Genomic DNA, 22,524 nt, shown 5'->3' on the forward strand with positions numbered 1-22,524 from the left:
GGATGATGCGGACGACAGGGGCGGCATTTCAGTGCCGAGTTAGTCGGAATTATCCACAACGGACACCTTGAGCCACACCCCCATCAATAAGTTATGCTACGCTTCTTAATAATGGGTGTCATCCACAAATTCAATGGTAGACACCTTTTCGGCCTTGTTGCCGTGAACGAGGAAAAGCTGATCAAGGGAAGCGATTTTCTCATGCATTTATCCCAGAGCGGAGTGGTGCACCTAGAAGCTGCCTCGGTTCTGACGAGAAGAACCTGACCATCATCTCTTTGTCTAAAATTTACTATTTTAATTCTCGAAAGCTTCCAACGATCCTCACCACCAGTTTTGAGGAAGGTCCAAATGGCCCGCTGATCCCGGAATTGAAAGCGCTATTTCCCGAAGCGCCGTATATCCCCCGGCCAGATCAGATCAACGCGTAGGATAGCGAAGATTTCACCAAAATGGTGAAGGCGACGGGCTGCAAGCAACTCCTCATCGTAGGGATCGTCACGGATATGTGCGTCGTGACGGACGCCTTCAGCATTATTTGTTAACTTCGTTCAAATAAGGAGGAAACCATGTCTAAAACCACTGATCGGCCAAAGCTCAGCGAAAAAGGGTTGCTGACCCCCGATAATTGCGTCGTCACGCTGATCGATCTCCAACCCCAAATGCTATTTGGTGTTACTAATTTTGACCGCCAGTCGATCATCAATAATAACCTTGCGCTCGCAAAAGCCGTTAAGGTGTTTGACGTCCCTGTTGTCCTCTCCACGGTTGAAACCAAAAGTTTTAGCGGCAATTTTTGGCCGCAGATCCAGGCTGTTTTCCCTGATCGGGTGCCGATCGAGCGCTCTTCCATGAACTCTTGGGATGACAAAAACTTCGTTGCCGCAATCGAGAAAACGGGTCGGAAAAAGATTGTATTGGCCGGCCTGTGGACCGAAACCTGCGTTGCGCTTCCAACGATACAAGCCATGCACGACGGCTTCGAGGTCTATGTCGTCGAAGACTGCTGCGGTGATGTCAGTCAGCTTGCCCATGAGAATGCGATGAAGCGAGTGATCCAGGCAGGCGCCAAGCCGGTCACTTCGCTGTCTGTGATGCTTGAGTGGCAGCGTGACTGGGCTAGCCGCGGCACCTATGACGCAATCATGGACATCGTCAAAAATCATTGTGGAGCGTATGGGATGGGTGTTGAATACGCCTACACCATGGTGCACGGTGCCCCGGCAACGCGGTTCCCCGAGTACATCATTCCGGCCACCGCGCCTACTCACAAGTAATAGGAATATCCCAATCAACTGATGCAGGAGTTTCACATGACCGCCGACACCATCCTTCATAATGCCAAAATTGCGACGAACGGTGTACCGCCGTTACTGCACGTTTCTCGATGGCGCAGCCTTGCACGCCGCTGATATTCCTGGCTTTTTGATGACACCCCCTCGGCACACCAGGAAAATAGGTGCCGTAGGATTCAGACAATGAGGAGTGAATTTATGGATGACAGTATGAATAACAGCACGAGCCAAGCGCTCACTGAAAGAGTGCTACAAGCTTATTCTCGTATCGAGAATCCGCGGCTCAAGTCGATCGTCTCGAGCCTGATCAAACACCTGCACGCCTGTGCCCAGGAGATGAGGGTGAACGACGAGGAATGGGAGTTTACTTGGGATTTCATGGCAAGGATGGCAGAGAAAACCGGCCCTGAACGAAACGAGTTCCTACTGTTGGCCGACGTCCTCGGCGTGAGCCAACTGATCGAAATGCTCAATCATGAGGAACCGGGGCAACCCGTGGGATTTGCGCTGGTGGGACCCTTCTTTCGCGCCAATGCGCCTTTCCGTGAGCGCGGCGCTTCCATTGCCAGCGAGGATACACCAGGTACGCGCGCCCGGATCTCGGGACGGGTATTCGACTTTCGAGATAAAACTCCTATCGAAGGAGCGATTCTCGATATCTGGCAAGCCGCGACTAATGGGCTGTATGAGAACCAAGATGAGCAGCAGCCGGATTATAACCTGCGCGGCCGTTTCAGAACGGACAAAAACGGAACTTTCGAGCTAATCGCGCTGATGCCGACTGCCTATCCCGTTCCGACGGACGGCCCTGTCGGCGAACTCTTGCGCGTAGCCAAACGACCACCGAATCGGCCGGCACACATCCACTTCATCGTATCAGCTCCTGGCTATGAGACACTTGTCACCCAGATCTTTGTCAAAGGCGATCCGATCATCGAAGACGATGCCGTTTTTACAGCAAGCGCAAACATGGTCGGCAATTTCAGGGAAGAAGGGGACCACTTCTGGCTGAGCTATGATTTTCCGCTCAAGCGGGGTGTGTCAACCATGCCAAGAGCCCCAATTCCCATCTAGGAGAACCAGCATGGAAGATATCGCGCAGCGTATTATCGGCACTTGGCGACTGGTTCACTCCATCCGTGTCAATTCGGCGGGAGAAACAGAATATCCTTACGGGGAAGACGCTGTGGGGTACATCTACTACAGCGACACCGGCATCATGGCGGTGCAGATCAGCCGGAAATCCAGAGGTGCAGCTGAAAACCTGGCACGCCTCAAGCGCGATTACTTGGCCTACTTCGGCCGCTATGAGATTGACACCGAAAAGCGCGTAGTCCGCCATTTCGTTGAAGGCCAGCTTTTTTCGGGGGATCACCCGGAGGTCCTTGAAAGAGCGTACCGATTCGATGGGGACCGCCTGTCGCTCACGCCGACGGATGGGACCCATCGCGAAATTCTGTGGCAGCGGGTCAGCAAACAAAGCAAAGATGAATAGCTTTGCTCGGGAACAAAGATGAGAGGGTTTCGGTTTCAAAGCACGAGTTCACCAGTTGCTTCGATCAGCTCTGCTGCTTTCGCCACATGAATCAATACCTCTCGGGGATAAAGGCTTTTTCCTCCAGTAATAATCGTCCATTACTAAATAATAATCTGCCAGAAACAGTCGTATACCACTAGTTTGGGTGCAGTCAAAGACTTCCTGCAAATCCTGATAGGTGTGTAAAAGCATGACATCTGGTAAATAATGATGTGTTCCCGGTATACGTAAACCTTGTAAAGCTTGTTGATGCAAGCCCACTACACAGTTGCGATTTTGACTGAGTATATAGCTTTATGTAGAATGCATAATCATAATAAAAATCAAACCTCAAACTAAATCTGTTCATGCCAAAACTGGATGAGCCAAATTCTGTAGAAGCGTCTGCAAAATCAAATCTGTCTTACTGGCTTTCTCTAGTGGATGAGCAATTCAGGAAAAGAAATTACCAGCTTGCACGCGATTTTATCTTACAGGGTTTGGTGAATTTCCCGAATCACCCATTTTTGTTGGATAGATTATTTATTGTGGACCAGCGATGGAACTTACCTCTTGCAGGAAGCAGAGTCCATCTTGTAAGTCCCAAAGAAAGTGATCTCTCATTTTTTCAGCAATGTTATGCCAATGCTGAATTTATGGATCAGTTTCTACCGATGGGTCGTAAACCTCAAAGTACTGAATCAATTCTTTTTGCACTGAAAAATAGTGAATTCTCAGTTGCTCAATTCAAGACGAAACATTGGATTATCAAAAAAGAAGAGCGTAAAAGTCTACCTCAAAATGCTTCGAACACTAGCCTGAAATCTATTGGGCTTGCAAGTCTGGTTGATATCCAGATTGCCCATCGCCGTGCTGAATTACTTGTTGGTATTCCAGATAAAGAAGATCGTAAACAAGCTGCCGCAGTGATCGCCACACTGCTCATTTTTGATTTTGCATTCAATCAAATTGGACTGCATAAATTAATCTCAATAGTGATTGCCAACAATCTTCACTCCCAAAGAAGTACCGAATCCATTGGATTTATCCGGGAAGGATTGCGTCGGCAACACCTGCGTGATCCAAAGTCGCGTCTATGGCTGGATTGTTATGAAAATGGAATGATTGAAAACAATTTCCGTGAGAACGGAATGGTAGCACGCTTATCGCAACGCCTGCTTGGGCGAAATATTACATTAAAACATTTTTGAAACACCTTTAACCTGATGAGGATTTTATGGCTCTTTATATTGGCACAAACGGCAACGATACACTGACTGGTTTAGACGATGTTGATGATGAACTAAGAGGTCTACTAGGCGATGACGTATTGGTAGGTGGGGGAGGAAAAGCTTTTGATTGGGCAAGCTACGTTGACGCACCTTCCGCGGTGACGGTATATCTTGCGAGTGGCACTTCCTCTGGCGGCGATGGCAACGATACGCTCATTGGCATTGAAGGCATTATTGGCAGCAACTATAACGACACTCTAATTAGCGGAGACAATGGTGCTGCTCTGAGAGGTGGGTTGGGTAACGATATATTGCAAGGCGGTGTAGGTTTTGATTGGGCTTATTACGATGATGCAACTTCATCTGTAACGGTCAATCTTGCGGCTGGCACTTCCTCTGGCGGCGCTGGCAACGATACGCTGAATGGAATTGAAGGCGTTATTGGTAGTAGTTACAACGACACTCTTTATGGCCCCAATCTGCGAGGTGGGTTGGGCAACGACATATTGCAAGGCGATGGTTATGGTTGGAGTTGGGCTTATTACGATGATGCAACCTCATCTGTAACGGTAAATCTTGTTACTGGCACTTCTTCTGGCGGTGCTGGCAACGATACGCTCAGTGGAATTGAAAACATTACAGGTAGTGCCTACAACGACACGCTGACGGGCGATGGTAATTACAATACCCTGGATGGCGGAAAAGGTAATGATTGGCTGGTAGGTGGCCTCGGTTATGATTCGCTAAACGGTGGTGATGGAAATGACCATCTGGATGGTGGTGAGGACGATGATAATCTGACAGGTGGGCAGGGAGATGATGTATTGCAAGGCGGTACAGGTTTTGACAGGGCTACTTACTGGGATGCAATTTCATCTGTGACGGTAAATCTTGCTACTGGCACTGCTTCTGGTGGTGCTGGCAACGATACGCTCACTGGAATTGAAGGTATCACGGCTAGTGGCTACAACGATACGCTGATAGGTGACAATAGCAACAATGAACTGAATGGTGGTGATGGTGATGATACTGTAAATGGTGGTGATGGTGACGATACTCTGAGAGGTGAGTGGGGTAACGATGTATTGCAAGGCGGGAATGGTTTTGATTGGGCTAATTACGATAGCGCATCTTCAGCCGTGACGGTCGATCTTGCTGCCGGCACTTCTTCTGGTGGTGCCGGCAACGATACGCTTAATGGCATTGAAGGCATTGTTGGCAGTAGCTATAACGATACACTGATAAGTGGTCCTGCTGGTGCAAGCCTGAAAGGGGGGGGGGCAACGATATATTGCAAGGTGGTGTAGGTTTTGACTGGGCTTATTACGATGATGCATTTTCCTCAGTAACGGTAAATCTCGCTGCCGGTACTTCTTCTGGCGGTGCCGGCAACGATGCGCTTAATGGAATCGAAGGCGTTATTGGTAGTAACTACAATGATACTCTGACAGGTGATAATAAAGACAATACCCTGGATGGCGGCTATGGCGATGATGTTCTGAAAGGCGGGTTGGGCAACGATGTATTGATAGGTGGGGAAGAAGGGGGAGGGGGAGGCAAAAGCTTTGACTGGGCTTTTGACTGGGCTTATTACGATGATGCATCTTCCGCTGTGATGGTAAATCTTGCTACTGGTACTTCATCTGGCGGTGCTGGCAACGATACGCTCAAAGGAATCGAAGGCATTCTTGGTAGTAGCTACAACGATACTCTGACAGGTGATGTGGATGCCAATGATCTGATTGGAGGTGCTGGTAACGACACGCTCAATGGGGGTGGCGGTGCAGATACCCTAAGGGGTGGGTTGGGTAACGATACTTATGTTGTTGACAATGCAGATGACATTATTACTGAGTTTCTCAATCAGGGTACAGACCAGATCAATAGCAAAGTGACCTACACATTATCGGCCAATGTTGAGAATCTCACGCTGACAGGTACATCGGCCATTAATGGTACGGGTAATGGTCTGGCTAACGTATTGACGGGCAATTCAGCGGCTAATCAGTTGAATGGAGGCACTGGTAATGACACGCTTAATGGTGGAGGAGGTAATGACAAGCTCAATGGTGGGGGAGGTAACGACGTGCTCAATGGCGGTACTGGCACCAATACTCTGACAGGCGGGTTAGGTAAAGATATCTTTAAATTCACCACCGCTGGTCATATTGATAAGATAACTGATTTCACTGTAGTTGATGACACCATCCAGCTTGAGAATGCTGTATTTACTTCATTAACGACAACCGGAGTATTAGCTGTCGATCAGTTCAGAATTGGTACACAGGCGGTGGATGCGAATGATTTCATTGTCTACAACAATACGACCGGTGCATTGCTCTACGATGCAGATGGTAGTGGTGCTGGTGCTGCGGTGCAAATTGCTACGATTGGTGTTGGGTTGGCTATGACCAATGCGGATATTGTGGTGATTTAGACGAGAGAAGATCGTTATCTAGGGAAATTCTGAATAAATACCTACGCAATGAGTTGCTGTATTAGGTGGTGTTCGTGAGCTCGCGATTGTCTGATATATGGCTACACCCAGACTCGCTATACGCATTTCTTTGTTTTCTACACCCTTCTCTTGCCTTGCACCTCATCCTGCTCGGCTACTTATTCAGGTTTCGCTAGAAATTGGAGACGGAAACATTACTACTTACCCTACACGGTATTATAAAAATCAAACCTCAGAGTAAATTCGATCATGTCAAGACTTGATGAGCCCCTTTCAGCAAGGGTGTCTGCAAAATCAGATCTGCTTTACTGGATTCTCCTGGTGGATAAGCAACTTCGGAAGAAATTATAAATTTATGCGCGATTTTATCTTGCAGGGTTTAGCGTGTTTCTTCAATCATCCTTTTTTATCCAGGAAGGATTATGCTGGCAGCACCTGCTGATCCAAAGGCACGTATGTGACTGGCTTGTTATGAGAATGGGCTGGTTGAAAATAATTTCCTTGAGAATGCGGTAATAATACGCTTATCAGAACGCCTGCTCATGCGAAATATACATCGAAATATTTTAGAAATACCACTAACTTACTGGAGATTTTATGACACTATACATTGGCACTAATGGCAATGATACGCTAACCGGAACTTCGGGTGATGACACGCTGACGGGCAGAGCAGGTAACGATACGTTGATTGGCGGTACGGGCAATAACATAGCAATATTCTCCGGTAATATGTCTGGTTATGAATTTTCGACCGACTCAAATGGTCGAATCCTGGTGAAAGACATCAACTCGGCCGACGGCGATGACGGCACAGATACACTCTCCACCATTCAGATTGCCAGGTTTGCGGATGGGGATGTCAAAACTTCTTCTACTGTTAGTAATTTCGGTGTTAATACCGTAATAGATAGTTCTGGTATAGGCAATTCCCTATCTTCTCCCGCTATTACGGCACTATCAGATGGTGGTTTTATTGTGAGTTGGGTGTGGTCCGGATTTGACGAATTTGACAACATCATAAGTAGTGTATATGCCCAGCGCTATAACGCGGATGGCACAGCGCAGGGAACCGAATTCCAGGTTAATTCTACGGTAGCAAATGATCAATTTGCACCCACCATTACGGCGCTAGCGGATGGCGGTTTTGTGGTGAACTGGGTGTCCTATGGTCAGGATGGTAGCGGCGGGGGTATCTATGCCCAGCGCTATAACGCGGATGGCACAGCACAGGGAACCGAATTCCAGGTTAATTCTACGGTAGCAAATGATCAATTTGCACCCACCATCACGGCGCTCACCGATGGCGGCTTTGTGGTGAGCTGGGTGTCCAACGGTCAGGATGGTAGTGGCGTGGGTATCTATGCTCAGCGCTATAACGTGGATGGCACAACGCAGGGCGGCGAGTTCCAGGTTAATACTTATGTAACCAATGATCAATCTAATCCCGCCATCACGGCGCTAGCGGATGGCGGCTTTGTGGTGAGCTGGGTGTCCAGCGGTCAGGATGGCAGTGGTTTCGGGATATATGCTCAGCGCTATAACGCGGATGGCACAACGCAGGGTGGCGAATTCAAGGTTAATACTTATGTAACCAATGATCAAACTGATCCCGCCATCACGGCGCTCGCAGATGGCGGCTTTGTGGTGAGCTGGGAGTCCAACGGTCAGGATGGCAGTGGTTTCGGGATATATGCTCAGCGCTATATCGCAGATGGCACAGCGCAGGGCGGCGAATTTAAGGTTAATACTGATGTAAGCTTTGATCAAACTGATCCCGCTATCGCGGTGCTGGCAGATGGTGGCTTTGTGGTGAGCTGGGAGAGTAATTCTCGGATATATGCTCAGCGCTATAACGCGGATGGCACAGTGCAGGGCGGCGAATTCAAGGTTAATAATGATGTAGTCTATTATCAACATGATCCCGCCATCACGGCGCTGGCGGATGGTGGCTTTGTGGTGAGCTGGAAGTCCGCACCTGGGGGAGCTCTTTTCGTCACCAGTGATGATTTTATCGAGGCCCAACGCTATGATGCGCATGGCAATCAAGTGGGTAGTCTCAATTTGGAGGGCGGCGCTGCGTCTGATCACCTTATGGTGTCCACAACCATGATGTCACCGGTTAACTTGCTGGGTATGGAAGGTCAGGATGTGCTGAAGGGTGGCAGCGGCAATGACTCACTTGATGGCGGCGCAGGCAATGACACGCTCAATGGCGGTGCTGGAGCCGATGCCATGAGCGGCGGACTCGGCAATGACAGTTATACTGTTGATAATACGGGTGACGTTGTCACTGAAAATCCCGGTGAAGGCACCGACAAAGTCAGCAGCAACGTAACCTACACGCTAGCTGCCAATGTGGAGAATCTCACCCTGAGAGGTACATCAGCCATCAATGGTACCGGCAATGATCTGGCTAACATATTGACAGGAAATTCAGCAGCTAACCAATTGAATGGCGGTGCAGGTAATGACACGCTCGATGGCGGTGCTGGAGCTGATACCATGAGCGGCGGACTCGGCAATGACAGTTATGTTGTTGATAATGCAGCTGATACCATTATTGAAAATTCTGGAGAAGGTATCGACAAAGTCAGCAGCAGCGTAACCTACACACTATCTGCCAATGTGGAGAATCTCACTCTGACAGGTACCTCGGCCATAAACGGCACGGGTAATGGTCTGGCTAACATATTGACGGGCAATTCAGCGGCTAATCAGCTGAATGGTGGCGCAGGCAATGATACGTTCAATGGTGGAGGAGGTAATGACACGCTCAAGGGCGGAGCTGGAAACGACACCCTCAATGGCAATACTGGCACCAATACGCTAACGGGCGGATCAGGTAAAGATACTTTCAAATTCGCCACCGCAGGTCATATTGATACGATCACTGATTTCACTGTAGTTGATGACACCATTAAGCTAGAAAATGCGGTATTTACCTCATTAACGACCACCGGAGTATTGGCTGCCGATCAGTTTACAATTGGTTCCCAAGCATTGGATGCAAATGATTTCATCGTTTACAACAACGCGACCGGTGCGTTGCTATACGATGCTGATGGCAGTGGCGCTGGTATAGCGGTACAAATTGCTAAGATTGGCGTTGGGTTAACCATGACCAATGCTGATATTGTGGTGATTTAAACCAGAGAATCGAGTCAGCTAGAAATTAACGGCCAGAGGGTGCATCCCTGTTTTTTTTATAAACGTAATTTAAATCAAAAACCCACGGCAAAGCCAGGGTTTGATATGGGATGCGCCCTTCTTTAATATAGATTTTAGTTAGAAGTAAGCACTTCAAATCTGAACGTCATCTCAATTTGTAGCTAAGATGTAAGAATAGATACCAAAATCTTCTAATTTGGTTATATATCCAATTGGATGCATTTCGCATGGATGATGTGTATCACATAATGAATTATGCATCTTCAATTTGCGTAATATTCCTGGAGTCTGGCATAACCAGTTCGACCGCATCATCGCTCAAATATAATTGAGACTGGTAATCTCTGATAGAATGATATCAATTCCACTGAATACATCCTCATCGCTTTTCATTTGATGCTGAATGCATCAGCTTTCAGACATTGACATACTTTTATCCCATGATTAAAAATTAATGCGCTTCAATGGTGCATTTTTACTCCGCTGTTTACATCCCGATATTATATTTGCATAATATAGGAAATCATTTACTTAAATTGGGCACGGGCTATTTTAGGTTTAAGTGACAATGATTTCATTGCTTCTTATGATTCAATTGAGCTTCCATAAAAATAGAATCTAAAGATGTTTTCTCAGTAAGTTGAATCAAAGAAAGAGTCCTCCAATCTATGCTTTCATCACGTTTTATTTTTTTGCTGGGTACGGAAAACAAAGTATCTCCCCAGGTTGCTGCTGGGGTTGAATCTCAAATAGATTAAATTGGCATCAATACTCTGTAATCTATGACAAATCCAAATATTTCTGCATCAACCAGCATTTTCAATCTTAGCGGTGATCTCAATATAGATCCGCTACTTAATGAGGCTTATCAGAAATGGGGAGGGGTGCTCGGCACGGGTGCAAATTTATCTTTCAGCTTTCCATGGACCAACAGCCAAATGGCTTATTGGCAATCGAATTATAGTAGTAATAATGAACAATTAGCCGCTTATCATTTTGGTTTTAATAATACACAAATAGTCGCAGCAAGAAATGCGCTTCAAGAATGGGCTAATGTAGCCAATCTAAGCTTTCAGGAAGTTTCTGAAACAGACTCAGATGTGGGTGATTTTCGCTTTGCATTTTCTTCTGCTTTACCTTCCAACGCCTGGGGTTGGGCTGGTTATCCAAATAATTACTGGGCAGCTGCGGCGGATGTCTGGGTGAATCCAACTTACGCAAGTGATATGGACTGGTCTGCCGGTACATATCACTATGAGGCTCTGATGCATGAAATCGGTCATGGCTTAGGGTTAAAACACCCTGGCAATTATGGAGGTAGCCCTGCACCGTACTTGCCTTCTTATTTGGATTTTAGAAATTATACGATCATGTCGTATAACGATACGACAAATAACTGGTATTGGGATAGTGTCAAAAACATACCAGTTTTTGTGGGGCGAGAAACGCCAATGGCTTATGACATCTACGCCATTCAGTATCTTTATGGAGCCAACACCAGTTACCACAGTGGAAATGATACTTACACTTTCTCCCCAAATAATCCATTCTATAAAACCATATGGGATGCAGGAGGAAATGACACAATCGATGTCAGTAACTTTAGTTTAAGTAATATCATTGACCTTAATGGTGGAAGTTATTCCACTATTTCATTCTCTGCACCTGGTTCTTCGTGGTTCAATGGTGCCAATGATCTTGGAATCGCTTTTAACGTTGTTATAGAAAATGCAATTGGTGGTAGTGGCAACGATACGCTGATCGGCAATAGTGCTGATAACGTCTTGGATGCTGGCGTTGGTGACGATACTCTGAAAGGTGGCTTGGGCAATGATGAATTGATAGGTGGAAAAGGTTTTGACAGGGCTTATTACGATGATGCAACTTCATCGGTAACAGTAAATCTTGCTACTGGCGCTTCCTCTGGCGGTGCTGGCAACGATACGCTCAATGGAATTGAAGGTGTTATGGGCAGTGCCTTCAACGATACTCTGACAGGGGATAAGAATGCCAATAACTTGGTTGGAGGCGCTGGTAATGACAGGCTCAATGGTGGTGCTGGTGTCGACACCATGAGTGGCGGGCTCGGCAATGACAGTTATATTGTTGATAATACGACGGATATCATTATTGAAAATACCGCTGAAGGCAGCGACAAAATCAGCAGTAGCGTGACCTACACATTAGCCGCCAATGTTGAGAATCTTACGCTGACAGGTACATCGGCCATAAACGGCACGGGTAATGGTCTGGCTAACGTATTGACGGGCAATTCAGCGGCTAATCAGTTGAATGGAGGCGCTGGTAATGACACGCTTAATGGTGGAGGAGGCAACGATACGCTCAATGGTGGAAGAGGTAACGACAAGCTCAATAGTGGTACTGGCACCAATACTCTGACAGGCGGATCAGGTAAGGATATCTTCAAGTTCACCACCGCAGGTCATATTGATAAGATAACCGATTTCAGTGTAGTTGATGACACCATCCAGCTTGATAAAAATGTATTTACCTCATTAACGTCAACCAGAGTATTAGCTGCCAATCAGTTTAGAATTGGCTCACACGCATCGGATGCGAATGATTACATCATATACAACAATGCGACCGGTGCATTGCTCTACGATGCGGATGGCAGTGGTGTTGGTATAGCGGTACAAATTGCCACGGTTGGTGTTGGGTTGAGCATGACTAATGCAGACATAGTGGTGATTTAGTCATAGGAGCTGATTACCTGGAAATTGGTAATCAAATAAATTTCCAGGTAATTATATAAAACAACTTCTGAAAATCAGTGTCCAGTCACAAATTAAAATCAGAATCTTTTGGCTTGAATCAGATCAAGGATTGTTGATGGCACTGAGTTTATATAAATTGCAAATAAAGTTTAACTATTCTTTGAACTTGATATTGATCTGGTCGTTTATCACATGAATGTCTTCAAAGTTTTCCGACCAGGATTTCAGAATTCTGCTATGTTGACAATAAATTCCTTGATCAGGTAGAAAACCCTGCTAAGACTACTTGATCAAGCGAGCTTCAGCATAGATTCTTCGCACGACAGGATGCTTTAATTTTTTCTTCCAAATTAGCTTGCATGCCAGCGGTACGACCTTCCTCAAAAGCAATGTCTGGTGTTATTCCTTTGCTCAGGCGATAAGCTGTCCACATCGCGCCGACGCGATTGCCTTGTGCACAGTGAAGCAGCACGGGCGTGGCAGCTTGTTCAATTACGCTGGTAAAAGTGGCCAGTTGTTCATCGTTAATACCGTCTCTGGTTACCGGGATGTTGATATAACGCATGCCAGCTGCTTCGACAGCCTGTTTTTCTTCAAGTGTGCCTTCAGCTTCGGTACGTAAATCAATAATCGTTTTGAAGCCTTGCGCGGCAAGTTCCTGCACGCCTCCCTCATTCAATTTACCCCCCGTAGCAATTTGTGTGGTGGCACGATTGTAATTAGTAACTGCTTTAATCTGATTGCCAAATGGGACTTGGTTTGCTGCACTGGTAATGGTTGTGAATGACATAAGCAACAATATAATGATGTAATGTGTCGAATTCATATTGAGTTCGTTTAGTGGTTCTAAAGTAAGTAATGACTTAAGGTAGCACAATTTGAAGGATAAATTAACTGTAATTCCATTTCCAAATCAAACCTGACTTAGTCAGTCGGCTCCCTTAGCCGTATTATTTATACTGTCTGCGGCTCGCCTTTGTGTCATTGTTGATTTGGAAATGAAATAGGAGGTGAAACAATTGGCAACTTCCCAGCGTAATTTGGATACTGCGTGGCATAACCGAACAGCCGATGAAGCAATGGCAATCCTTCAAACCAGCCGTCATGGTCTTACGCAGATGGAAGCGGAGCAGCGGCTCAAGCAGTATGGATCTAACTGGCTGAAGCCACCGCGAAAACGTAGCGCATGGATGCGTTTCTTACTGCAATTTCACAATGTGCTGATTTATGTGCTGTTGGCTTCAGCAGTGATTACCATGTTGTTAAATCACTGGGTCGATATGGCCGTGATTGTGGGAGTGGTGATCATCAATGCCTTGATTGGCTTCATCCAGGAAGGTAAAGCAGAAAAAGCATTAAACGCAATTCGTCGTATGCTCTCACTGGATGCTATTGTTTTGCGTGATGGCAAACATAGGCAAATCCCCGCAGAAGAATTGGTTCCTGGTGATATTGTATTGTTGCAATCGGGCTATAAAGTACCTGCTGATCTGCGTTTATTCAGCGTCAAAAACTTGCGTATAGAAGAAGCTGCCTTAACCGGAGAATCCGAGGCTATAGAAAAAACAGTCGAAGCAGTGCCAGCGCAGGTAACAATTGGCGATCGCTTGTGCATGGCCTATTCGAGTGCTTTGGTTGTCTTTGGTCAAGGCACAGGTATTGTAGTAGCAACAGGTGATGATACCGAAATAGGGCGAATCAGCACCCTGCTGGAGCGCGTTGATACCATAGAAACGCCCTTGCTTAGACAGTTGACGGTATTTGGACACTGGCTGAGTGGTGTGATCATCGTTTTAGCCGTTTGCATGCTGATCTATGGTCTGCTTCGGGGTGATTATCATTTAGGCGAAATGTTTCTGGCAGCTGTCAGTATTGCTGTTGCCGCCATTCCAGAAGGGCTGCCTGCCATTATGACTATTACTCTGGCGTTAGGAGTACAAATGATGGCCAAGCGGCATGCCATTATTCGCCGCTTGCCTGCAGTGGAGACTTTGGGTGCAGTAACAGTCATTTGCACCGACAAGACAGGGACGCTCACGCGTAACGAGATGACGGTGTTGCGCGTTATCACAGCTGATTATCAGTTGGAAGTGAGCGGAGTAGGTTATGCACCTGTTGGGGGATTTAGAATGCAAGACAGTGAGTTTTTCATGAATGAGCTTGCAGAGATATTTGAACTCTTTCGAGCAGGGCTGCTGTGTAATGATGCGCAATTACGTCAACACGAGAACAACTGGGCAATTGAAGGAGATCCAACTGAGGGTGCATTGATCACGCTCGCCTTAAAAGCGGGGCTGGATCCATTATTCGAACATGAATCGCTGCCGCGTACCGATGCTATTCCTTTTGAATCCGAGCACCGCTTTATGGCCACCTTGCATCATGATCATGCGGGGCATGGCTATATTTATCTCAAAGGGGCGCCTGAAGAAGTTTTAGCTGTTTGCACAAAGGAGCGGAGCACAGATGGAGATCGTCCGCTAGATAGTAGCTACTGGCACACGAAAATGCAGGAAGCGGCTGCACTAGGGCTACGGCTACTTGCCATTGCGGGCAAGGCTACTGAAAAGGGTCAGATGACGCTGAATTTTGATCATGTTCGTGCTGATTTTACCTTGCTTGGGGTAGTTGGCATTATCGATCCGCCGAGGGAGGAGGCGATTGAAGCTGTGCAACAATGTCGATCAGCGGGAATACGCGTGAAAATGATTACCGGTGATCATAGCGCCACCGCACGGGCAATTGGGATGCAGCTTGGGATTGGGGATGGTCAGATGGCGCTGAGTGGGGTTGAGCTGGATCAGATGAGTGACGCGCAACTGCACGAGGCAGTTAGCAAAACGGATGTTTTTGCGCGCGCCAGTCCAGAGCATAAGCTCAGATTGGTGAAGGCATTGCAGGCTAACGGTGAGATCGTTGCCATGACCGGTGATGGGGTAAATGATGCACCTGCCTTGAAACGAGCGGATATCGGTATAGCGATGGGTAAGAAAGGCACTGAAGTAGCCAAGGAAGCATCTGAAATGGTGATTGCTGATGATAATTTCGCCTCGATCACGCATGCAGTGAAGGAAGGCCGTACGGTTTACGATAACATCAGAAAAACGATTATCTATATTATGCCGACCAGCGGCGGTCAGGCTGGCATGCTGATTATTGCCATTCTACTTGGAATAACACTGCCCATTTCTCCTGTACAGATTTTATGGGTCAATATGGTTACTGCAATCACGCTCTCATTGTCACTCGCTTTTGAGAAAGCTGAGCCAGGGATCATGCAGCGTCCCCCTCGTGACCCCAGCGCACCCATCCTGTCACGGTTCATGATGTGGCGTATTGTGTTTGTGTCCCTGTTTCTTACTGGCGGTGGGATTGGGTTGTTTTTATGGGAACAAGCGCAAGGTGGCAGTATTGAAGTATGTCGAACTATCGCAGTCAATGCCTTGGTGATGGGAGAGATCTGGTATTTATTCAATTGCCGTTACCTGCTGTCTCCAGTATTACCCTATCAAGGATTGCTGGGAAATCCCTATGTGCTGCTTGCTATTGGTATTCTGGTAGTGATTCAGCTTTTGTTTACTTACAACCCATTGATGCAACAATTGTTCGGTACGACTGCGATGGATACCGCTGCCTGGATTAAAGTGGTGTCATTTGGTGTGCTGCTTTTTCTGGTAATCGAGGTTGAGAAGTATTTGGTTAGTCGTTATAGAACTGCTCGGGTGTAATGTTTTTATCAGCAGCTTTTATCTTGGCGATGCGATGAAAGTCCATTCATTGTTTGACAATAGACAACTTTGATATTAGCTATAGACGTCCATTACGACAATCATAACGGCCAAGTTGCAGGAGTTGCCTTTAAAAGCTGGGCTGATGCTGATCCAGACAATATTTATGTCACTAAGATCGAACAGGTTGGTGATTATGTTCCTGGACAGTTTTATAAACGGGAGCTCCCTGGCATTCTCAAACTATTGCACGAATATGATTTGAAACCCGAGTATATCGTGATTGATGGTTATGTTTATTTAGATGGTTGTTCCAAACCGGGGTTGGGTAAGCATTTGTATGATGCATTGCGTGGCAATGTAAAGGTTATTGGCGTGGCAAAAAAACCGTTTGCTGGCATTAGCAAAGCATATGCGATATATAGAGGGTCCAGCAAGCAACCACTCTATATTACAAGTGCTGGTGAAGCACTCTCCACCGCAAAATTGCACATTCTTTCCATGCATGGCATATATAGAATGCCAATTATGCTAAAAAAAGTTGATCAATTAAGCCGTTTAAACGGATCAGTGTATCTGCCACAATAAAATGCTCTCTGATTACTTATTAAACGCAGAGCTTGGGTTTCACTGGTAATCTGGTTGTATGCTCCTTTTTATCTCAACCACTGCAGCCTGATTTCAAGCAATAATTCGCCCAACTGCCTGGTACGTACGGGTTTGTGAATATGATGGTGTTGCTCAAAGTAAATAGAGTCATTTTCTATCTTCAGAAAGCGGATGCCAGCATCCTCTACATCGTGACGCAGTTTCTCCAATGCGGCATCGGTAGTTACGGCAGGTTGAGCCGGAGATTCTATGAGTAAATAAATTACCTGCAACACTGCAGGTAAATCAAGGCGCTTGGTGTGTGAAGCAATCACGGCCAGTGCTTTCCATAGCGCATCATGCCGCTCATGGTGATGCAATGGATGTGCGTCGAGTGTTCCGTGCAGCAATGAAGTAATACGATTTAGCCATGAGGCAGGGGGCGACACTGTTTCGAATGCTTTCATCGGTTCATGGGCGATATGTATGCCAAATTCATCGCCGCGCTGGATTTCCGCCAACACAAGGAGCGCGAGGCCTCTTGCCAAATCATAACGTGGCAATACATCATTCAATCGTGTATCACCTGTGGCATATAGATCGATAAGCAAATCTGCTAGCGGTGGGGTGGTTGACCACAATGTTTGCGCCAGTCGTGTGGTCGGTTGTGGTCCACGCAGGATGTGCCAATGGGCTTCACAAAGCTCGACTAGCGCAACCTGCAGGGCACGGCAGCGCGACTCGGGTAATCGCTTGACCAGCTCCTGGGCTTCTGTTTCGATAAGTGAAAGACTTGTCATGGCAATATTTTTGGATTAAGTATGAACTCAAGCTGAGTGCAACAACGACAGGTATCAGTAAAATTACTGTTTCCTGCCAATCGGCATCAGGATAAGCGACTGTTCCTGCACTGGTAAGCCCAATACATTAGCAATCTCCTCATCATCAAAGTCACCAACTATCACTGTGATCAAATCCAGCGCGCCTGCCTGTAAGAACAGGTTCTGCCCCGCGTGTCCAGCTTTCATATGCACATAACGTTTCCCGCTCTCCCCATACTTTCGAGTAGTACGATTATAATCTGCGGCAAATACCACGATGGCGGCCGCATTGGCCAGCCAGTCCTGACCGAAAGCAGCGCTCGCTAATAAATTGCGCCGATCGCTCCTTTGTATCAATACCAAATGATGCCGATCAGGATGATAACCATACACACCGGGAGTGAGATCCTGCACTGTTCCAACGACCAGGTACAACTGCAGGGGGTACAAGGTACCGGCCGATGGCGCAGTACGATAACCTTGCGGGTGAGTAATACCTTGTGCCGCCCATAATAATTGTCCGATTTCGGTTAACTGCAGTGTAGTAGTCGGATATTCACAGATGGAACGACGATTTGCTAATAACTGTTCAAGAGAAGTAGAACCAGTTAACCTAAATTCCTCAGTTGAAGACTCCTAAATCGCTCAAGGACCCTATTGATTAAGGTTCTTTGAAAGATCCATGGCATTACCAATCAGATGAGATTTTAGTGAAATAATCAAAATCTGCTGAGAGTGTTGCCACACCTTGCTCTCAACTTGTTTGCTGTAACTGAGGAGCAGTTAACATTTTTGGCTGTGAACCGTTGATAGTATTAGATTACAGCTATTTTCATTCTAAATTCCAACTGAGGAATTTAGAGTTAAAGCAGGTTGTGGTAAGGCAATGGTTTCACTTTATTGCGCTCCTTGTTGTGCCATAACGCCTCCGGTTATAAAACAAATTAACAGTAATAGTAAATATGACTGGAGGAGTATTCTATTAATTCCTGTTTCTACTTTGCTTAATCGGTTTGAATTGCCATTTTCTGCTCGGAAAGTACGAATCAACTTGTAACCCAGGACCAGAACTGATACATCGCAGTACCGGCAAAGGTTCCTAGCGCATAACCAAAAACACCTATCAGCACGCCGGGTGTGATCAGATCACGCCACCCTTTGGCGGCGGCCAGGGCAGGTGCAGTGGTTGCACCGAGCACCGTCGCATTTGATGCCGTGATCAGCTCTGGCAGTGAAAATCCAAGCAATTTGCCGAAGCCAAAAGTAATCAACGCGTGCACGGTCAACAAAATAACTACCACCAAAATCAACAGCGGTGCAATTTGGATCATGGCCAATACGTTGGCTCCTGCAGCGATGGCTGCGAAGAATATCAACGACAAGAGTATGCCTAGTTCAAAATCACCATGCAGTCGTGCCATCTGCTTAGGAAACAAGGTGGCAATAATGACAGCCAGCAGCGTGATCATTGCGTAGCGCCAGTCTGGAGTATTTAACCAGGCAGTCAGTGCATCTCCAGTTGCCACAGTCAGCAGCGCAAGCGTTAGTGACATTGCCAAAGTCAATGGAGTAGGGTGCCCCAGCTCCGAATTATGAGTGGCCAAATCGTGATTGCGGGGGAGGTAGCGTCGTACGAGCCAACTCCAGCTTGGCAGTACTGCTAACATGGCCAGGTACAACGCGCTGAACAAATTGTCCGTAGCCGTGGCCGCCGAGAAAAACGAAGCATCCTCACGCAACCTGGTGATTTCTCCCAGGGCTGCATAATTTACTGCACCACCGATGTAAGTGGAGGTAAACAGCCCGGCGATAGCGGGTTCACGCAAAGAAGCATCGATTGCCGCTCCTGTGCCCAGTGAGGACAGATCAAGCAACAGCATAGCTACGATCGTACCGATGATGGTTCCTATGCACGCAAGCAAAAACGCCATAGTCATGCGCGTGGTTTCAAAGAAGAGCCGCCTGAGGTCAGCCTTGAACAAAAAGAGCGGGAGCAGCATAGGAACAAAATATTCGAATACAAAATCATAAGCGGGGGCTGCATGCGGAATGATATTGACATTCGCTGCGATAATGGCAGCAAGTATTGCGATATTGGCGCTGGTTAGTTGTGCACCGATGCGGGTTCTTTCTGCGAGTATGGCGAGAGTAGCAATTGCAAAAAGCGCAGCCATGATTGCAAAATGATTATCAGCAGAAATCAAAGAAATAAGCATACTCTCATCAGGATACTGTTGACTTTATACTTAGAAATACTCATGCATATTGCGTGAGATTAATGCATTCTTAATCTGATTTAATCTGATTAAACGGTTTGTTCTGGAAAAAATTCTGAATATTATCCGCAACCTGATTGAGTAAACGCTGTCTGGATTCTCTGCTGGCCCAGGCAATATGCGGTGTGATAATCAAATTTGGCTTTGGGTATTCCAATAATAAATTACTCTCAAGAGGTGGTTCCTTTTGCAAAACATCAGTGGCTGCGCCGGCAATGCGACCAGAGGACAGGCTCTCTAGCAAATCGGCTTCATTTACTAATCCACCACGCGCAGTATTAATGAGATAGGCCGATGGCTTCATCAGCTCAAATTCTCTTCGACTGATCAGGTCGCGGGTTTCGTCTGAAAGCGGGCAGTGCAAGGTAATAAAATCTGCCTGACTAATCACTTCATCAAATGCTATCCGCCCAGGGCGGGGGGGAGTGCCTTTATGATCGGCGATCAACACTCGCATCCCAAATGCCCTGGCTATTTCTGCCACTGCTTGACCCAACGCACCATAGCCGATTATCCCGAGTGATTTGCCTAATAGCTCTTCTATACCGAAATCAAGAGGGCAAAAATGAGTACTTCTTTGCCAGCCACCATCCTTTACCAGTTGCTGATATTCCACAAAACGACGCGAAAGATTGAGTATTAGCATGAAAACATGCTGCACAACAGAAGGTGTGGCATAGTTCCGCACATTACACACTGGAATATTGTAATCAGCCGCTGCTGCGAGATCGATATTGTTATAACCCGTAGCAGCAATGCAGACCAATTTCAGGTGTTTCGCAGAAGATAATGCCGTCCGGTCAAGCAGCGCTTTATTGATGACAACGACTTCTGCATCCCTGATTCTCTCTATGACCAGTTCAGTGGAAGTATCTTCATAGTAACGCCAAGGTGAGATAGCTCGCTCCAACGTCGTACAGTCCATATCGCCACGTGTAACGGAACCAAAATCAAGAAAAACTGCGCGCATATGATTGCCTTTGATGAGGATAGGAATAATTCATTCTGCGACTGAAATGTATTGGAAGCCTGGCATATTGTCAAATATCTTAAGAAAATAGAAAAATCATAAGAATATGGAATAATTTGCTTTCATCCTCACCAAATTAGTATCATTGAAATGGCTGCTTCCGGCCAGAATCATCCAATCAATTTCTCTCTATAAATCTCTGATAATCTAGCTAAATAATATGAGACAGCCAATACTTTCATGATCTGCAGAACTGCATAACGTTCATTTAGGATGATATACAAATTAGCTAATCAGACGAACGTAACAATTTTGTTGCTGTTAATTCCATAAGCATGGAAGATATACCGAAACTATATAATTACTTGTTAGCCCGAACTTGTTGACAGCGCAGGATGAGGACCATTTAAGAAAGAGAAGGAGCATGACAGATTCTGCAAAAAAGTTTGATTCCTCGCGTGCTGGCGAGTATGAGCAGCAAAGCCGCATTGCCCTCGCCGGCTACGAGGCCTGCCACGAACTTTCCGCCTGTATGCTGGCCGCGACGCTAGGCAGTGGCACCGCTGCCAGAATATTAGTCGTGGGCGCGGGCGGAACGGCGCAGGAGATTATCACAGCAGGAAAGCTAGAACCCGGTTGGCAATTCACAGCGGTTGACCCTTCACAGCCGATGCTTGATCTTGCTATCGCCAAGCTGCGGGAACATGGTCTTACCAATCGCACCCACATGCATCTAGGATACGTTGATGACCTCTCCCTTGAAGAGCGGTTCGATGCGGCGACCCTGATTGGCGTGCTCCATCATTTACCGGGCGACGATGCCAAGCAGGCGATTTTATGCTCCATCGCGGCTAGGCTGAAGCCAGAAGCCCCTTTCGTACTGGCCGGTAATCATTATGCCTATGCCAGCCAGCCGCTTTTGCTTGCAGCGTGGGGTGAGCGGTGGCGGATGAACGGCGCATCTCCAGGGGAGATCAAGAGCAAACTCGATAAGATTCTTCAGGGAGCCGATCCACCCCACTCGGAAGAGGCCGTTGCATTACTGCTCAAAAACGCGGGGTTTGACCGCCCGCTTCGGTTCTTCTCCAGTCTGTTTTGGGGTGCGTGGCTGTCGCACCGAACATCGGCATGAACAGGACCTTGCATCATTAGAAGCAGCAATTGCAAGTTGCCAACAGCGGGCTAACCATGCCGTGCACGTGACCGCCGCCTGCGTGAAAAGGTGTCTGAAAAGGTGTTAGTCATTGCATCTTGCAAAATGAACGAATTAACCGACTAACAGTACTGTAATAAACATTATATTTGAGATAGATTTGCCTTTGGTGTTTCTAGCAAAAGATGATAGTGATTATCCATAAGGCAGTAGGCATAGTATATTATTTCATAGCGTGTTATCAGCTCTGCTAATAAATCAAGAAACTGCTGTTTATCCTCATCTTCATCAAAAATAGCTTCTCCACCGTTCCCCCTTGACATGACATGGTATAAACCATTCGAAAATTCCAGTCTGATCGGACGTGCCATAAAACCATTCCTCCCTATATTCATTTAGGGCTACGTATCATAAATGCATTATATACAATGACTGAACATCCCATTTAAATTTTCAAGCGATTTTTGTAATCTATTTACCGAATTTCGTATTTTCTCCCTTGCTTGGTCATTGACCAGATGACCCTTACCAAATGGCGGCCTAGAGCTCGAATTGCTTGATTGTGTTTTTTGCCCTCG

Annotated in this window: 17 protein-coding genes and 2 pseudogenes; 12 read left to right on the plus strand and 7 right to left on the minus strand. The window is 46.6% G+C overall.

What is annotated here, in order from left to right; all coding sequences use genetic code 11:
• Positions 1-263: 263 nt before the first annotated feature.
• Positions 264-539: pseudogene (locus BLV54_RS10770) on the plus strand (isochorismatase family protein); the annotation flags it as partial.
• A gap of 30 nt (positions 540-569) precedes the next feature.
• On the plus strand, positions 570-1,277 hold the full coding sequence (locus BLV54_RS10775; protein WP_090571551.1) for a hydrolase: 708 nt from the start codon (positions 570-572) through the stop codon (positions 1,275-1,277).
• Here BLV54_RS10775 and BLV54_RS15635 read toward each other — a convergent pair.
• Complete coding sequence (locus BLV54_RS15635) at positions 1,264-1,479, minus strand: hypothetical protein (protein ID WP_143032486.1); 216 nt, start codon at positions 1,477-1,479, stop codon at positions 1,264-1,266. The genes BLV54_RS10775 and BLV54_RS15635 overlap by 14 nt on opposite strands.
• A 14-nt stretch (positions 1,480-1,493) precedes the next feature.
• On the opposite strand from BLV54_RS15635, the gene BLV54_RS10780 reads away from it, so the two are divergent.
• The 7 genes from BLV54_RS10780 to BLV54_RS10820 all read left to right on the plus strand — a co-directional run bounded on the left by BLV54_RS10780 (position 1,494) and on the right by BLV54_RS10820 (position 12,389).
• Positions 1,494-2,369, plus strand: coding sequence for a dioxygenase family protein (locus tag BLV54_RS10780; RefSeq protein ID WP_218132376.1), 876 nt, complete (start codon positions 1,494-1,496; stop codon positions 2,367-2,369).
• Between the two features lie 10 nt (positions 2,370-2,379).
• Positions 2,380-2,790, plus strand: a complete 411-nt coding sequence (locus BLV54_RS10785; protein WP_218132377.1) for a lipocalin-like domain-containing protein — start codon at positions 2,380-2,382, stop codon at positions 2,788-2,790.
• A gap of 389 nt (positions 2,791-3,179) precedes the next feature.
• Positions 3,180-4,022, plus strand: a complete 843-nt coding sequence (locus BLV54_RS10795) for a GNAT family N-acetyltransferase (RefSeq protein WP_090571557.1) — start codon at positions 3,180-3,182, stop codon at positions 4,020-4,022.
• 26 nt (positions 4,023-4,048) lie between these two features.
• A complete protein-coding gene (locus BLV54_RS16915; RefSeq protein WP_090571559.1) occupies positions 4,049-5,350 on the plus strand; it encodes a calcium-binding protein in 1,302 nt (433 codons plus the stop codon).
• The gene (locus tag BLV54_RS10805) at positions 5,335-6,480 is read left to right on the plus strand and encodes a calcium-binding protein (protein ID WP_090571561.1); all 1,146 of its coding nucleotides are present in this window, start codon (positions 5,335-5,337) and stop codon (positions 6,478-6,480) included. The genes BLV54_RS16915 and BLV54_RS10805 overlap by 16 nt, the downstream gene beginning before the upstream one ends.
• 618 nt (positions 6,481-7,098) lie before the next feature.
• Positions 7,099-9,651: a beta strand repeat-containing protein gene (locus BLV54_RS16490; protein ID WP_176969746.1), complete on the plus strand. Its 2,553-nt coding sequence runs from the start codon at positions 7,099-7,101 to the stop codon at positions 9,649-9,651.
• Positions 9,652-10,454: 803 nt separating this feature from the next.
• Complete coding sequence (locus tag BLV54_RS10820) at positions 10,455-12,389, plus strand: M10 family metallopeptidase C-terminal domain-containing protein (protein WP_090571563.1); 1,935 nt, start codon at positions 10,455-10,457, stop codon at positions 12,387-12,389.
• A gap of 322 nt (positions 12,390-12,711) precedes the next feature.
• Here the strand turns inward: BLV54_RS10820 and BLV54_RS10825 are convergent, their stop codons facing one another.
• The gene (locus tag BLV54_RS10825) at positions 12,712-13,236 is read right to left on the minus strand and encodes a protein tyrosine phosphatase family protein (protein WP_090571565.1); all 525 of its coding nucleotides are present in this window, start codon (positions 13,234-13,236) and stop codon (positions 12,712-12,714) included.
• Between the two features lie 184 nt (positions 13,237-13,420).
• Here BLV54_RS10825 and BLV54_RS10830 point away from each other — a divergent pair, with 184 nt between their 5' ends.
• Both BLV54_RS10830 and BLV54_RS10835 read left to right on the plus strand, forming a co-directional pair.
• Positions 13,421-16,138 carry a cation-transporting P-type ATPase gene (locus BLV54_RS10830; RefSeq protein WP_371113290.1) on the plus strand — a complete coding sequence of 906 codons (2,718 nt, stop codon included), beginning with the start codon at positions 13,421-13,423 and terminating at the stop codon, positions 16,136-16,138.
• A 69-nt stretch (positions 16,139-16,207) separates the two neighbouring features.
• A complete protein-coding gene (locus BLV54_RS10835) occupies positions 16,208-16,726 on the plus strand; it encodes an endonuclease V (protein WP_090571567.1) in 519 nt (172 codons plus the stop codon).
• 68 nt (positions 16,727-16,794) lie between these two features.
• Here BLV54_RS10835 and BLV54_RS10840 read toward each other — a convergent pair whose 3' ends face one another.
• From BLV54_RS10840 to BLV54_RS10855, 4 genes and pseudogenes are all read right to left on the minus strand, one after another.
• Positions 16,795-17,526 (minus strand): hypothetical protein, encoded by a 732-nt coding sequence (locus BLV54_RS10840; RefSeq protein WP_090571569.1) that lies wholly within the window; start codon positions 17,524-17,526, stop codon positions 16,795-16,797.
• 63 nt (positions 17,527-17,589) lie between these two features.
• Positions 17,590-18,114, minus strand: a pseudogene (locus BLV54_RS10845) (SagB/ThcOx family dehydrogenase); the annotation flags it as partial.
• Between the two features lie 479 nt (positions 18,115-18,593).
• Positions 18,594-19,763: a DUF819 family protein gene (locus tag BLV54_RS10850; RefSeq protein WP_218132378.1), complete on the minus strand. Its 1,170-nt coding sequence runs from the start codon at positions 19,761-19,763 to the stop codon at positions 18,594-18,596.
• Between the two features lie 70 nt (positions 19,764-19,833).
• A complete protein-coding gene (locus BLV54_RS10855) occupies positions 19,834-20,793 on the minus strand; it encodes a 2-hydroxyacid dehydrogenase (RefSeq protein WP_090571573.1) in 960 nt (319 codons plus the stop codon).
• Positions 20,794-21,217: 424 nt separating this feature from the next.
• On the opposite strand from BLV54_RS10855, the gene BLV54_RS10860 reads away from it, so the two are divergent.
• Complete coding sequence (locus BLV54_RS10860; RefSeq protein ID WP_090571575.1) at positions 21,218-21,925, plus strand: SAM-dependent methyltransferase; 708 nt, start codon at positions 21,218-21,220, stop codon at positions 21,923-21,925.
• A 164-nt stretch (positions 21,926-22,089) separates the two neighbouring features.
• Here BLV54_RS10860 and BLV54_RS10865 read toward each other — a convergent pair whose 3' ends face one another.
• Positions 22,090-22,317 (minus strand): transposase, encoded by a 228-nt coding sequence (locus BLV54_RS10865; RefSeq protein WP_090571577.1) that lies wholly within the window; start codon positions 22,315-22,317, stop codon positions 22,090-22,092.
• Positions 22,318-22,524 lie beyond the last annotated feature (207 nt).

The organism is Nitrosomonas sp. Nm33, assembly GCF_900107265.1.
In the GTDB taxonomy this organism is placed as follows: Bacteria; Pseudomonadota; Gammaproteobacteria; order Burkholderiales; family Nitrosomonadaceae; genus Nitrosomonas.

Coding starts and splice junctions, on each gene's coding strand:
- BLV54_RS10780 (WP_218132376.1), top strand. CDS start 1,494: ATGGATGACAGTATGAATAACAGCACGAGCCAAGCGCTCACTGAAAGA.
- BLV54_RS10865 (WP_090571577.1), bottom strand. CDS start 22,317: ATGGCACGTCCGATCAGACTGGAATTTTCGAATGGTTTATACCATGTC.
- BLV54_RS10820 (WP_090571563.1), top strand. CDS start 10,455: ATGACAAATCCAAATATTTCTGCATCAACCAGCATTTTCAATCTTAGC.
- BLV54_RS10785 (WP_218132377.1), top strand. CDS start 2,380: ATGGAAGATATCGCGCAGCGTATTATCGGCACTTGGCGACTGGTTCAC.
- BLV54_RS16490 (WP_176969746.1), top strand. CDS start 7,099: ATGACACTATACATTGGCACTAATGGCAATGATACGCTAACCGGAACT.
- BLV54_RS10855 (WP_090571573.1), bottom strand. CDS start 20,793: ATGCGCGCAGTTTTTCTTGATTTTGGTTCCGTTACACGTGGCGATATG.
- BLV54_RS10795 (WP_090571557.1), top strand. CDS start 3,180: ATGCCAAAACTGGATGAGCCAAATTCTGTAGAAGCGTCTGCAAAATCA.
- BLV54_RS10860 (WP_090571575.1), top strand. CDS start 21,218: ATGACAGATTCTGCAAAAAAGTTTGATTCCTCGCGTGCTGGCGAGTAT.
- BLV54_RS10850 (WP_218132378.1), bottom strand. CDS start 19,763: ATGCTTATTTCTTTGATTTCTGCTGATAATCATTTTGCAATCATGGCT.
- BLV54_RS10775 (WP_090571551.1), top strand. CDS start 570: ATGTCTAAAACCACTGATCGGCCAAAGCTCAGCGAAAAAGGGTTGCTG.
- BLV54_RS16915 (WP_090571559.1), top strand. CDS start 4,049: ATGGCTCTTTATATTGGCACAAACGGCAACGATACACTGACTGGTTTA.
- BLV54_RS10840 (WP_090571569.1), bottom strand. CDS start 17,526: ATGACAAGTCTTTCACTTATCGAAACAGAAGCCCAGGAGCTGGTCAAG.
- BLV54_RS10825 (WP_090571565.1), bottom strand. CDS start 13,236: ATGAATTCGACACATTACATCATTATATTGTTGCTTATGTCATTCACA.